Here is a 13187-nt window from a genome sequence, read left to right on the forward strand (position 1 = left end):
GATGCACGCGTTGCCCTTCGCACGGGCGGACACGCTCGAGATACGGCCCATAGCCGATGAGGTCGGTGGCCGCGCGGAGTTCGCGCCGGCACTGCGGGGTCATCCAGTCGATGTCGCCCGGGCCGAGCCCCACGACGGCGACACTCCCCGCCGACGCGCGCCGCGCACCTCCGCCCGGCAGCATGGCCAGCGAGAAGTACGGCACCTTGCCGTCGTCGACATCCGCGGCGGGCAGCACCCGCTGCTGCGAGGTGCTCGCCCGCTCCACGTAGAACGCGTCGTCGAGCCGGTCGGCTGACGAAAGCGCCTCCCGCACAACGGGGTAGGACCGGCCCAGCTTCAGCACCACCGCCGCGTCGGTGTCGGCGAGCCTGCGCTTGAGCTCCTCGACAGGCAGCGTTCCGGGCAGGATTGTCAGCACCTCGTCGCCCTGCACCAGCGGAGTGCCGGTGGCGGCCGACGCGGCACTCACCGACGTCACGCCCGGCACGATCTCGGCGTTGAAGCGCTGGGTCAACCGGGTGTGCATGTGCATGTAGGAGCTGTAGAACAGCGGATCGCCCTCAGCCAGCAGTACGACGTCGCGGCCGGCGTCCAGGTGCGCGGCGATGCGCTCGGCGGCCTCCCGGTAGAACTCCTCGATCGCACCCGCGTACCCGCCGGGGTGGTCCGTTGTCTCCGTGGTCACCGGATAGACGAGGTGTTCCTCGATCTGGCCCTCGCGCAGGTATGGCTCGGCGATGCCGCGGGCGATGCTTCGGCCGTGCCGCGCGCTGTGGTAAGCCACGACGTCGGCTTGCGCGATCACCCGCGCGGCCTTGACCGTTATAAGTTCCGGGTCGCCGGGACCGAGACCGACGCCCCACAGCGTTCCTCTGGGCGTGCCGTAGGCCGTCATCATTCAGTGCTGCTGGCGATGGCGTTGACGGCGGCGGCTGCCATCGCACTGCCGCCGCGTCGGCCGGTCACCACGAGATAGGACATGCCCCGGGGCCGGTCGATGAGTTCCTGCTTGGACTGCGCCGAGCCGACGAAGCCGACGGGGCCGCCGAGCACGGCGGCCGGGGTGGGCGCACCATCGTCGACCAGTTCCAGCAGCCGGAACAGCGCGGTCGGCGCATTTCCGATCGCCAGCACCGCGCCGCCGAGTCGGTCGGCCCACAGTTGCACGGCCGCGGCCGAGCGGGTGGTGCCCAGCCGCGCGGCCAAGTCGGCGGCCCGATCGTCGGCGACCAGCGACACCACCTCGTTGTCGGCGGATAGCCGCGACCGCGTGATGCCCGCAGCCACCATCGACGAATCGCACAACACCGGCGCGCCCGCCGCCAGCGCGGCGTGCGTCTTGGCGACCACGTCCTCGCTGTAGGCGACGTGTTCAGCCACGTCGACCTGGCCGCAGGTGTGGATCAGCCGCACGACGACACGGGCGACGTCCTGCGGGAACCGGGCCAGATCGGCCTCGGCGCGGATCGTCGCGAACGACTGCCGGTAGATCTCGGCCGCGTCGCGGATGTAGTCGAGCACCCGCTCACCCTAACGGCGCGCCGTTGCGGCGTAGCTCGCGACCAGCACCAGCGCACACCCCGCAAGCTGCAGAGCCGACGGCCGCTCCGACAGAACAAGCGCCCCGAGGACCACAGCACCGATCGGCATCAACATCAGTAGCGCCGAGCTGACGTCGCTAGGCAGTCGCGGCGAACAGAACGCCACGAGCATCCAGCCGAGCAATTGCCCGGTGACCGTCACCAGGATGAGCCAAGCGATCGTCGGCCAGCCAGGCGTGACGTCGATGCCGTGCCACCACGAACCGACGGCGACCGCTGTAATGGTCGCCGACGCGAGGACGACGGCGTAGGTCTGCAGCGGCTGGCCGCCCTGTCCGCCGCGGCGCAGCAGGAACAAAAAGCCCGAATAGCACAGCGCAGCGGCGATGCTGTGCACGGTGCCCCACGTCGGGTTGCTTCCGTTCACGCCGCGCTCGAAGACACCTCCGGCCAGAAGCACGCCGGCGATGATGACGGGCAGCGACCCTACGAAGCGAGGCCCGACGCGCTCGCCGTCGAAGAGCCACGACAGAAGGGGAACGACGGCGATCTGCGCGTTGACCAGAACAGTCGACAAGCCGGCTCCCACCTCAGGAATCGACTGGGTCCACCACAACATGTCCCCGGCGAACAGGACCCCACAAGCCATCCCGGCCAGGCGCCCGCTGCGGCCCAATGCCCCGTGGTGTCGTTGCTCCCGCAGTGCCAAGACAGCGACCACCGGCAAAGCCAGTAGGCACCGTGCGGCTGTCGCCGTAGCAGGCGACGTGTCCGCCAGACCGAGAAGCACGGCCGACGCTGAAGCGCTTGTCGCGCCGACCACCAACCCGAGATGCCATCGCAGTTCAATCCGGTCGATCGTCTTCATATTGGAGTCGTATCCTCATGCCTAACGGTTAAAACATGTTTGATCCGTTAGAATCGATGGCGTGCGATCCGCGGCAGCCGAACTCGATCTGCGCGGCGGTCATCCGGCGATCGACTTCGTCAACACCGTTGCGTGGCGTGGTGATCCGGCGCGTCGCGTCGATTATCTAGTGGATTACGCCGATCTGGTGGCGTGGTGCCACCATGCCGGATTGCTGACGAAACCCGAGAGTGCGGAGGTTCTTGCGCGTGATTCGCGGGCGGTTCTTCTGCAGGCCAAGCGTTTCCGCGAAGCGCTCCACGAAGCGTGGGCCGACGGCGGTCAGCCGGACGCCGTCATAGGCGAGACCTATATGTCGGCGATGCGGCGCAGGGTTCTTCGCGCAACCGGCGATGCCGTCGACTGGGTCGAACGGGAACTGACCGGGCAGACACCCCTGGACCGCATCGCGATATCCGCGGTGGAGCTGGTCACCCGCACCCCGTTGTCACGCATCAAGGGATGCGGCGACCACGAGTGCGGCTGGCTGTTTCTCGACAGCAGCCACCGGCAGAACCGCCGATGGTGCAGTGCGGCCGACTGCGGCAACCGCGCCCGTGCCCGCAGGCATTACGAACGAAGCCGCCGCTGATATCCGTCTCCCGTCGCGATCAGCACCTCGCCGGAGGACGGGCTGCCGCAGGCGCGTTCGCACCCGACGAAGTGCCTGCGGCCCGCGCTGTGCTCGCGGACCGCCTTTGCGGCGTCGGCGCGCACGTCGGCCGCCGAGTGCTGGCAGCCCGGGCTGCCCGTGCAGGCGCTGACGTCCAGCCACGGGGAGTTGGCGTCGAACACCAGGCCCATCGGCGCGAGCACGCGCAGCGCCGTGTCGGCGACACCGTCCTCCAGATCGCAGACCAGAACCGAACGCCACGGTGTGATGACGATCGGCGCCTCTGTTGCCGCCAGGTACTCGGCCACCCGCGCCTGCAGCACGCCCAGCGGCACCGCCGCGCCGAGGGTGATCCGACCGTCGTCCTGGCCGATCCAGCCGACCGGCGGGCGGCTGGCGGGCGGCCACGTCGTACCCGGCTCAACGGACCGCAGGAGGCCGGCGACCAGCGTCGAGGGGTCGGCCAGCTCGGCGACGCGCCAAGCCATGTCCCGTATCTCGACGAACCGCCGGGCGATGGAGACCAGCGTGTCCACCACGTCGCCGGGCGCGGACCGGACGCCGGTGTCACTGCCGGCCAACAGCACGGCGAAGGACCCGCCCGAGGCGTGCACCCCAAGATCGGGGGCCATGCCGGAGACGTCGCCGCGGCCGTCGTCGATGCCGACCCAGAACCTGCCGGGCAGGTTGGCCAGTTCAGGCTCGGCGCAGATCGCGGCATCCAGCCGACGCACCAGCTCTCGCACGTCGGCGCATCCGCCGACGCGTCCGGACAAGGGCGACGCGACGAGGTTGCGCACCCGCTCGTGCGTCGCCGACGGCAGCAATCCCGCGGCGGCGACGGCGTCGGCCAGGGCGGCGGTATCGGTGATGCCGCGGATCTGGATATTGCCGCGCGACGTCAGCTCCATGGCGGGGGAGCCGAACCGGGTGGCCGCGTGCGCCAGAGCCTCCAGTTGATCCGGCGCGATCATGCCCCCGGGCAGCCGGACTCGCGCCAGCGCGCCGTCGGCCGCCCGATGCACCTGAAGTGCACCGGGGCAAGCGTCCTGGTCACGGGCCCGGGCCATCAGCCTCACCGTACGCGCCGCCGGTGACGCCGACTGGGGTAGTGGACTACGCGTGTGCCGGTACCCACGCCGAACTTAGTTTTCGTCCAGAGAAAGCCCGCGGCAGAAGGGCACGGGCGATCGGGGCGGTTTGGAGTGATGAAGATGACCACGTTGGACACCAGGACCGGTGCAACCAGCCAGACGACGACGGCGGCGAACACGACCGATACCGCCGCGGTGATCACCGAACAGCAGGTGCTCTTTTCCTCGGCGGCGGTGCTGGCTCCTGCACCGGCTCGTCGCCACGCCGTGGTGTACGGGTTCACCTCGGCGGTGCGGGCGATCTTCGCCCGGCCCGAGAAGCCGCGTCGGATCAAGCACTACCCGCAGCGGTTCGGCTATCTGGAGAATTCGGCCATGTCGCGTCAAATGGCACGACTGTAGCTGCCGTCGATACACCTACGGGGAGAGGAAATTTCGATGTTCGTACTCATCGCATTCGTAGCGGTCATGGTCCTGCTGGGCGTGCTCGTCGGCGCCGGCTATCCACAGACGTGGGCCAGCCGGTGGGGGATATCCGGCCGCTGAGCGGTCAGCTCGCCAGCGGAATCGGGCTCACCACAGGCGAATACTGCGACGCATCGCCGGCGTTCACGCGGCTGCTTCGGCCGTCGATCCCGACCGGAATGTCACCGGCCAGCGTGACGCGGTGCAGCATGCGAAATTGCTTGTCGTAGTCGGCGACGGCATAGTGCTGAGTCGCACGGTTGTCCCAGATCGCCAGATCACCTGGCCGCCAGTCCCACCGGATGGTGTTCTCCAGCTTCGTGATTCGCGTCTGAAAGAGGTTTAACATCGCCGCCGACTCGGCTGAGCCGAGGCCGACGAACCGTTTGACGAAGTGGCCGAGCAGCAGCACCCGCTTGCCCGTCTCGGGGTGTATGCGGACCACCGGATGTTCCGTTTCGTAGTAGTCCGAGACGAACTCGTCGCGGAACTGACGCTCCTCGGCGCTGGCGAGTTCGCGCGGGGACGCGTAGTCGTACTGGTTGGTGTGCACGGCCCACAGGCTTTCGGCCAGCACGCGCAGCGGTTCCGGCAGCTCGTCGTATGCCGCCTCGGTGGAGGCCCACGTCGTGGTGCCGCCGTAGCTGGGTAGGGTGACCGCACGCAGCAGCGACGCCTTGGGGATCCGGTCGACGAACGTGACGTCGGTGTGCCAGCTGTTGGCCTTGTCGTAGCGCGAATCGATCGGTAGCAGCCGGGTGCCGCGCGAGGTCACCGTCGGATGGGCTGTGGTCGGGGTGCCCAGCGCCCGTGCGAACGCCAGCTGTCCCTCGTCGTCGAGGTCGTGCTGTTCCCGGAAGAAGATCACCTTGTGTTCGAGCAGCGCGTCGTTGATGTGCGCGGCGGTAGCGGCGTCGACGTCCTCGGCGACGCGGACGCCGTCGATCCGGGCACCGATCTTGGCGCCGAGTTTGACCACACGAACGGACGAGGGCACGAGTACCTCCATTGACGCTTTACTACCCCGCCCAAGGATGATGACCTGATCTCTGCCGGCCAAGGGTTCGACTCAGTGCGAACGCAATTGGCGATTCGAAGCTGATCTTGGTTTCGGATTTGCCAGTATCGGGTAACGGCCGGTGGACGGTGCCCGGTTGCCGGCCACCGCGCGATGGGGAGGTGGATGTGGGCGCCTTGTGGGACTACCTCATCGCGCATCATTCGCAGCTGATCTTCGACTCCTATCAGCATGTCAGCGCGGTCGTTCAGAGCGTGGTGATCGCGACCGTCATCGGCGTGGCGATCGGTGTGGCGACCTACCGGAACCCGTTGGCGGCCAACCTTGCCACCGCGACGTCCAGCGTCATTTTGACCGTTCCGGCGTTCGCGTTGCTAGGCCTGCTGATCCCCGTCTTCGGCCTCGGCGTAGCGGCCAGCGTCGCCGCTCTGGTGTTGTACTCGCTGCTGCCGATCATCCGCAACACGATCGTCGGCCTCAACGCCGTTGACCCCGCGCTCATCGACGCCGCCCGCGGCATCGGCATGAGCCGGTTTTCCACTCTCGGCCGTGTCGAGCTGCGGCTGGTGTGGCCGTCGATCCTGTCGGCGATGCGGATCAGCACGCAGATGTCGATGGGTGTGCTGGCCATCGCGGCCTACGTCAAAGGTCCCGGCCTGGGCAACCTCATCTTCGCGGGGCTGGCCAGGGTGGGCAGCCCCACGGCCATTCCGATGGCGCTCTCCGGAACGCTGCTGATCGTCATCCTGGCGTTGGTCCTCGACGCGATCCTCGTTCTCATCGGACGGCTGACGACATCGAAAGGCCTTCAATGACAGCACAATCCGGTGCGCGGATCCTCCTGGATCACGTATCCAAGGTGTATCCCGGATCCACGCAGCCCGCCGTCGACGACACATCGCTCGACATTCCGGCCGGCGAGATCGTGATCTTCGTCGGGCCGTCGGGATGCGGAAAGACCACGATGATGCGGATGATCAACCGGCTCAGCGAGCCGACGTCGGGCCGCATCCTCATCGGCGACAAGGATGCGCTGTCGATCAAGCCGACGGAATTGCGGCGCTCCATCGGCTATGCGATTCAGCAGGCAGGCCTTTTCCCGCACATGACGATTCGGCAGAACGTGGGGCTGGTGCCGGGTCTGTTGAAATGGGACCGCAAACGCATCGCCGAGCGTGTCGACGAACTGCTCGACCTGGTCGGCCTGGAACCGGGCCAGTACGCCGACCGGTATCCGCGCCAGCTGTCCGGCGGGCAGCAGCAGCGGGTCGGCGTGGCACGGGCCCTGGCGGCCGATCCGCCGGTGCTGTTGATGGACGAGCCATTCGGCGCGGTCGACCCGATCACCCGCAGCACCCTGCAGGACGAGTTGCTTCGGCTGCAGTCCGAGCTGCACAAGACCATCGTGTTCGTCACCCACGATTTCGGCGAGGCCGTCAAGCTCGGTGACCGCATTGCCGTGCTCGGCCAGCGGTCCAAGGTGCTGCAGTACGACACGCCGCAGGCAATCCTGGCCAGCCCCGCCGACGACACCGTCGCGGGTTTCGTCGGGTCGGGGGCATCGCTGCGGCAGCTCAGCCTGGTGCGGGTGAAAGACGTTGAGCTGCAACCTCATCCGGCGGTGCGCACCGGCGACAGCGTCGATGATGTGCGAAAGATTATCGCCGACAGTGAGTTCGACTGGGTCGTCGTGCTCGACGAGCGCGACCGCCCGGTGAGCTGGGTCCGCGAAAGCAAGCTGCGCCATGCGTCGTCGCTCAACGACGCCACCGAGGAGCTCGACGTGGTCAGCACCCAGTCGACGCTCGAAGACGCCTTGGAGGCCATCCTCGCCGAACAGCATGCGTCGGCCGTCGTCACGGGGCCGGGCAGCACGTACGCCGGGGTGGTGACGCTCGACACCTTGATCGAGACCATCACCCGCCTGCGGGCCGATGCGGTAAGCGAGTCGGCGTCGTGACGGCCACCGTCGAGGCATCCCGACCGAAAGCGACTCCCGCGGAGCGCATTCGGTTGTGGATTCAGCCCGTGCTCGTGCTCATCGTCGGCACGGCGGTGATCTTCTGGGCGTTCGACCGCGATCTGACGGCCACACAGCAGGAGAACATCAACCCCGGTAACGTCTCGGCGCTCATCTGGCAGCATCTGCTGATCACCTTCGCGGTCACCGCGATCGTCCTGGCGATCGGTGTTCCGCTCGGCGTGCTGGTGACCCGGCCGGGCGCGAAAGCGTTGCGTCCCTTCATCGTAGGCATCGCGAACGTCGGTCAGGCCGCACCCGCCATCGGTCTGCTGGTGCTGCTGTTTCTGTGGACGGCGAAGACCGGCTTCTGGATCGGGGTGCTGCCGATCGCGCTGTACTCACTGCTGCCGGTGCTGGCCAGCACCATCCTCGGCATCGACCAGGTGGACCGCGCGCTGATCGATGCCGGCCGGGGACAGGGGATGGCCCGAAGCGCGCTGCTGCTGCGAGTCGAACTGCCGCTGGCGATTCCGTACATCCTCGGTGGCCTGCGCACCTCGCTGGTGATTGCCGTCGGCACCGCGACGCTGTCGTTTCTGGTTAACGCCGGCGGGCTCGGGATCCTCATCGACACCGGCTACAAGCTGCAGGACAACGTCACGCTGATTCTGGGCAGCGTGCTCGCCGTCTGCCTGGCGCTGCTCGTCGACTGGCTGGGCGGCCTCGCCGAATTCTTCCTGAACCCCAAGGGACTTCGCTGATGGCCGCCCTCAGGCGCATGCTGGGTGCGGTGCTGGCAGTGGTGACCGTGGCGGCCTGCGGGCTCGGTTCCGGCGGCGCCGTGCCGTTCATGGTCGCGCCTGGGTCGATCAAACCCAACCCCGCGCTGGAAGGCGTGAAGATCACCGTCGGCTCCAAGGAGTACACCGAGCAGGTGATCATGGGCTACATCCTCGAATACACGTTGGCCGCCGCGGGCGCCGACGTGCGCGACCTCACCGGCATCGTCGGGTCGCGCAGCACCAGAGAGGCGCAGTTGCGCGATCAGGTGGACGTCGCCTACGAATTCACCGGAAACGCGTGGATCAATTACCTGGGCCACGAGAAGCCGATCCCGAACAGCCGTGAGCAATACGAGGCGGTGCGCGACGAAGACCTCGAGCGCAACGACATGGTCTGGTTGCCGCCTGGACCGATGGACGACACCTACGCGCTCGCGGCCAGCAAGGCGGTGGTGCAGCGCACCGGCGTCCGCACCCTGTCGCAGTACGCCGAGCTGGTGCAGAAGAACCCCGCCGCGGCAAAAACGTGTGTGGACACCGAATTCCGGGCACGTCAGGACGGCTATCCCGGCATGGCCGCGGCGTACGGGTTCGACCCGGCGCGCGCCGTGACACCGGTGCTTCAGGTCGGCATCATCTATCAGGCCACCGCCGACGCCACCCAGTGCGACTTCGGCGAGGTCTTCACCACCGACGGCCGCATCGCCGCACTCGATCTGGTGGTGCTCACCGACGACAAGCAGTTCTTCGCCCACTACAACCCGTCGGTCACCATGAAGCGTTCGTTCTTCGAGGCACACCCCCAGATCGCCGACGTGACGGCGCCGGTGACCGCCGCACTGACCAACGACGCCATCATCGAGATGAACAAACAGGTCGACGTCGAGGGTCGCGATCCGGCCGTGGTTGCGCGCGACTGGATGGTCGCGAAGGGCTTCGTCACCGCCTGACTGTGGCGGCCATCACATAAATGGTCTGCGAGTTCCCTCGCACACAAGTCGGTCTCGTGCAGCCGGTTCCGTCGTACGGTGCTCCTAGTTGCACGTGTGTGCAACAACCTATGGGAAGGACCGCCGATGTTGTCCTTGATCGTTTTCGTCGCAATCCTCGTTCTCCTGCTCGCCGTCACCGGCCTGCCCTACCCACAGACCTGGCACGGCCGCTTCGGCGACTGACCGTCGGCTGCGATAAGAATGGTGGGTGCCGGAACCCACCATCCTGCTGCTGTCGACGTCCGACACCGACCTGATCACCGCGCGCTCGAGCGGCGCCCGATACCGGTGGGCCAACCCATCGCGGCTGGTGGACGGTGAGCTCGCCGAACTGCTCAACGACGCGGACGTGGCCCTCGTGCGCATCCTCGGCGGCTACCGCTCTTGGCAGGACGGCATCGACACCATCGTCGGAAGCGGGGTGCCGACGGTGGTGGTCAGCGGCGAGCACACGCCCGACGCTGATCTGATGAGCCACTCCACCGTTCCGGCCGGTGTCGCGCTGCAGGCGCACGTCTACCTGGCTCAGGGCGGCGTGGCCAACCTGCGGCAGCTGCACGCGTTCCTGTGCGACACGATGCTGATGACCGGCTTCGGGTTCGCGCCGCCGGCGATGCTGCCGAGCTGGGGCGTGCTGGAACGCGCGGCGACCGAGCGCGGCGGCCCCACGATCGCGGTGCTGTTCTACCGGGCGCAGCAGCTGGCCGGCAATACCGGATACGTCGAATCCCTTTGCCGGGCAATCGAAGACGCGGGTGGGCGGCCGCTGCCAGTGTATTGCGCCTCGCTGCGCACCGCCGAGCCGGAGATGCTGGAGTTGTTGGCCTCGGCCGACGCCATGGTGACCACGGTGCTGGCCGCAGGCGGCGCGGTACCGGCCGCCGTGTCCGCCGGGGGTGAGGACGACACCTGGAACGTCGCGCACCTCGCCGCTTTGGACATCCCGATCCTGCAGGGGCTCTGCCTGACCAGTTCGCGCAGCCAGTGGCACGACAACGACGACGGCCTGAGCCCGCTCGACGTTGCAACACAGGTGGCGGTGCCGGAATTCGACGGCCGCATTATCACGGTCCCGTTCTCGTTCAAGGAGATCGATGACGAGGGGCTGATCTCGTATGTCGCGGACCCCGAACGGTGCGCGCGGGTGGCGGGTCTGGCGGTGCGTCACGCACGGCTGCGGCGCATCGCGCCGGAGGACAAGCGCGTCGCGGTGGTCTTCTCCGCGTATCCGACCAAACACGCCCGCATTGGCAATGCGGTCGGCCTCGACACACCGGCAAGCGCCGTCGTTCTGCTGCGCGCGATGCGCGATGCGGGCTACGACATCGGAGACGTCGGCGACATCCCGGGTGTCGACGCGCAAGACGGCGACGCGCTGATCCATGCGCTGATCGAGCGCGGCGGCCAAGACCCGGACTGGCTCACCGATGCTCAGCTCGCTGACAACCCGATCCGTTTGTCCGCCAAGGATTATCGCGCGTGGTTCGAGACGCTGCCCGCCGAACTGACCGACGCGATCGAGCAACACTGGGGGCCGCCGCCCGGCGACCTGTTCGTCGACCGCACTCGAGATGCCGACGGCGAGATCGTCGTCGCCGCCATGCAAGCCGGAAACGTCATGCTGATGGTGCAGCCGCCACGGGGCTTCGGTGAGAACCCGGTCGCCATCTATCACGACCCGGACCTGCCGCCGAGCCATCACTACCTGGCGGCATATCACTGGCTGGACAAGGGATTTCGTGCGGACGCGGTCGTCCATCTCGGCAAGCACGGTAACCTGGAGTGGCTGCCGGGCAAGACGCTCGGCATGTCAGCGGCGTGCGGGTCCGATGCGGCATTGGGCACCATGCCACTGATCTATCCGTTCCTGGTCAACGATCCCGGTGAGGGCACGCAGGCCAAACGACGCGCCCACGCCACCCTCGTCGACCACCTCATCCCGCCGATGGCGCGCGCCGAAACATACGGCGACATAGCACGATTGGAGCAGCTGCTCGACGAGCACGCCAACATCGCCGCGCTTGACCCGGGCAAGCTGCCCGCGATCCGCCAGCAGATCTGGACGCTGATGCGCGCCGCCGAGATGGACCGCGACCTGGGTCTGGCGGCACGGCCGGAGGACGACTCGTTCGACGACATGCTGCTGCACGTCGACGGCTGGCTCTGCGAGATCAAGGACGTCCAGATTCGCGACGGCCTGCACATTCTGGGTTCTGCGCCCACCGGGGACGCCGAGCTGGACCTGGTGCTGGCCATTCTGCGCGCGCGCCAGCTCTTCGGCGGCGACCAGACCGTCCCGGGTCTGCGGCAGGCGCTCGGCCTCGCCGAGGACGGCAACGACGATCGCGCCGCCGTCGACGCGGCCGAGGCCCAGGCGCGCGAGCTGCTCGCCGAACTTCAACGCGCCCACTGGGATCCCGCGGTCGCAGATGGCCTCTCCGACAACCCCGATGTCGCCGCGATCCTGCGGTTCGCCGCCACCGAGGTGGTGCCGCGACTCGCCGGCACCGCCGGTGAGGTCGATCAGATCATGCGCGCGTTGGACGGCCGGTTCATCCCCGCGGGCCCGTCCGGGTCGCCGCTGCGCGGACTGGTCAACGTGTTGCCCACCGGCCGCAACTTTTACTCGGTGGACCCCAAGGCGGTGCCGTCGAGGCTGGCGTGGGAGACCGGAAGCGCAATGGCCGAGTCGCTGCTGCAGCGCTACCGCGCCGACCACGGCAGCTGGCCCGCGTCGGTCGGCCTGTCGGTGTGGGGCACCTCGGCGATGCGCACCGCAGGCGACGATATCGCCGAAGTGCTTGCGCTGCTGGGTGTTCGGCCCGTGTGGGACGACGCGTCGCGCCGGGTCGTCGACCTCGAGCCGATCGCGCTGAGCGAACTCGGCAGGCCGCGCATCGACGTCACGGTGCGAATCTCAGGGTTCTTCCGGGACGCTTTCCCGCATGTGGTGACGATGCTCGACGACGCGGTCGCGCTCGTCGCGAACCTCGACGAACCGCCCGATCAGAACTACGTGCGCGCGCACACCGACGCCGACGTCGCCGAGGACGGCGACCGGCGTCGCGCCACCACACGGGTTTTCGGTTCGAAGCCGGGCACTTACGGCGCCGGGCTCCTGCAGCTGATCGACAGCCGCAACTGGCGCGACGACGCCGACCTCGCCGAGGTCTACACGGCCTGGGGCGGCTTCGCCTACGGGCGCGGGCTCGACGGGGCGCCGGCCGCCGATGACATGAACCGACAATACCGCCGAATCGCGGTGGCGGCCAAGAACACCGACACCCGCGAGCACGACATCGCCGACTCCGACGACTACTTTCAGTACCACGGCGGCATGGTGGCCACCGTCCGCGCATTGACCGGCAAGGCGCCCGCGGCCTACATCGGTGACAACACCCGCCCCGACGCCGTGCGCACCCGCACGTTGAGCGAGGAGACCACGCGGGTGTTCCGGGCCAGGGTGATCAACCCGCGATGGATGACGGCGATGCGCAGGCACGGCTACAAGGGCGCCTTCGAGATGGCCGCCACCGTGGACTACCTGTTCGGCTACGACGCCACCGCCGGCGTCATGGCCGACTGGATGTACGAGCGACTCACCCAGGCCTATGTGCTCGACGACGAGAACCGCAAGTTCATGGCCGAGTCCAACCCGTGGGCGCTCCACGGTATGGCCGAGCGACTGCTGGAGGCCGCCGACCGTGGCATGTGGTCCCAACCCGAAGGCGACACGATCAACGGCTTGCGGCAGGTGCTGCTGGAAACCGAGGGTGACCTCGAAGGCTAGCCGCCACTAGGTTGGGACC

The 13187-nt window shown here is 67.9% G+C and carries 12 protein-coding genes; 7 read left to right on the forward strand and 5 right to left on the reverse strand.

Annotated elements, in window-relative coordinates:
* From A5651_RS14555 to A5651_RS14565, 3 genes are all read right to left on the reverse strand, one after another.
* On the reverse strand, positions 1-898 hold an 898-nt coding region (locus A5651_RS14555), incomplete at its 3' end, for a precorrin-2 C(20)-methyltransferase (RefSeq protein ID WP_066981824.1).
* On the reverse strand, positions 898-1524 hold the full coding sequence (locus A5651_RS14560) for a precorrin-8X methylmutase (protein ID WP_066981827.1): 627 nt from the start codon (positions 1522-1524) through the stop codon (positions 898-900). The genes A5651_RS14560 and A5651_RS14555, both read right to left, overlap by 1 nt.
* 9 nt (positions 1525-1533) lie before the next feature.
* Positions 1534-2412, reverse strand: a complete 879-nt coding sequence (locus A5651_RS14565; protein ID WP_066981830.1) for a DMT family transporter — start codon at positions 2410-2412, stop codon at positions 1534-1536.
* A 61-nt stretch (positions 2413-2473) separates the two neighbouring features.
* Here A5651_RS14565 and A5651_RS14570 point away from each other — a divergent pair, with 61 nt between their 5' ends.
* Entirely contained in the window at positions 2474-3043 is a 570-nt protein-coding gene (locus A5651_RS14570) for a CGNR zinc finger domain-containing protein (protein WP_066981833.1), read from the forward strand.
* Here A5651_RS14570 and cobG read toward each other — a convergent pair.
* Positions 3022-4134 carry a precorrin-3B synthase gene (gene cobG, locus A5651_RS14575; RefSeq protein ID WP_066981836.1) on the reverse strand — a complete coding sequence of 371 codons (1113 nt, stop codon included), beginning with the start codon at positions 4132-4134 and terminating at the stop codon, positions 3022-3024. The two genes, A5651_RS14570 and cobG, sit on opposite strands and share 22 nt — an antisense overlap.
* A gap of 144 nt (positions 4135-4278) precedes the next feature.
* Between cobG and A5651_RS14580 the strand changes: the two genes are divergently transcribed.
* On the forward strand, positions 4279-4560 hold the full coding sequence (locus A5651_RS14580; protein ID WP_156662921.1) for a hypothetical protein: 282 nt from the start codon (positions 4279-4281) through the stop codon (positions 4558-4560).
* A 148-nt stretch (positions 4561-4708) separates the two neighbouring features.
* Here the strand turns inward: A5651_RS14580 and A5651_RS14585 are convergent, their stop codons facing one another.
* Positions 4709-5620, reverse strand: a complete 912-nt coding sequence (locus A5651_RS14585; protein WP_197496625.1) for a TauD/TfdA family dioxygenase — start codon at positions 5618-5620, stop codon at positions 4709-4711.
* Between the two features lie 188 nt (positions 5621-5808).
* Between A5651_RS14585 and A5651_RS14590 the strand changes: the two genes are divergently transcribed.
* From A5651_RS14590 to cobN, 5 genes are all read left to right on the forward strand, one after another.
* Entirely contained in the window at positions 5809-6456 is a 648-nt protein-coding gene (locus A5651_RS14590) for an ABC transporter permease (protein WP_066981971.1), read from the forward strand.
* Positions 6453-7601, forward strand: a complete 1149-nt coding sequence (locus A5651_RS14595) for a betaine/proline/choline family ABC transporter ATP-binding protein (RefSeq protein WP_066981844.1) — start codon at positions 6453-6455, stop codon at positions 7599-7601. Before A5651_RS14590 ends, A5651_RS14595 begins: the two co-directional genes overlap by 4 nt.
* Complete coding sequence (locus tag A5651_RS14600; protein WP_066981848.1) at positions 7598-8365, forward strand: ABC transporter permease; 768 nt, start codon at positions 7598-7600, stop codon at positions 8363-8365. The genes A5651_RS14595 and A5651_RS14600 overlap by 4 nt, the downstream gene beginning before the upstream one ends.
* Complete coding sequence (locus tag A5651_RS14605) at positions 8365-9336, forward strand: glycine betaine ABC transporter substrate-binding protein (protein ID WP_066981851.1); 972 nt, start codon at positions 8365-8367, stop codon at positions 9334-9336. Before A5651_RS14600 ends, A5651_RS14605 begins: the two co-directional genes overlap by 1 nt.
* A gap of 250 nt (positions 9337-9586) precedes the next feature.
* A complete protein-coding gene (gene cobN / locus A5651_RS14610; protein ID WP_066981854.1) occupies positions 9587-13168 on the forward strand; it encodes a cobaltochelatase subunit CobN in 3582 nt (1193 codons plus the stop codon).
* Positions 13169-13187: the final 19 nt, after the last annotated feature.

Origin of the sequence: Mycobacterium sp. 1274761.0 (assembly GCF_001668615.1) — a bacterium.
In the GTDB taxonomy this organism is placed as follows: domain Bacteria; phylum Actinomycetota; class Actinomycetes; order Mycobacteriales; family Mycobacteriaceae; genus Mycobacterium.

What these genes read in the sequence shown, in the direction of transcription:
- A5651_RS14565 (WP_066981830.1), bottom strand. Translation starts at nt 2,412, where the DNA reads ATGAAGACGATCGACCGGATTGAACTGCGATGGCATCTCGGGTTGGTG.
- cobG (WP_066981836.1), bottom strand. Translation starts at nt 4,134, where the DNA reads ATGGCCCGGGCCCGTGACCAGGACGCTTGCCCCGGTGCACTTCAGGTG.
- A5651_RS14580 (WP_156662921.1), top strand. Translation starts at nt 4,279, where the DNA reads ATGACCACGTTGGACACCAGGACCGGTGCAACCAGCCAGACGACGACG.
- A5651_RS14595 (WP_066981844.1), top strand. Translation starts at nt 6,453, where the DNA reads ATGACAGCACAATCCGGTGCGCGGATCCTCCTGGATCACGTATCCAAG.
- A5651_RS14605 (WP_066981851.1), top strand. Translation starts at nt 8,365, where the DNA reads ATGGCCGCCCTCAGGCGCATGCTGGGTGCGGTGCTGGCAGTGGTGACC.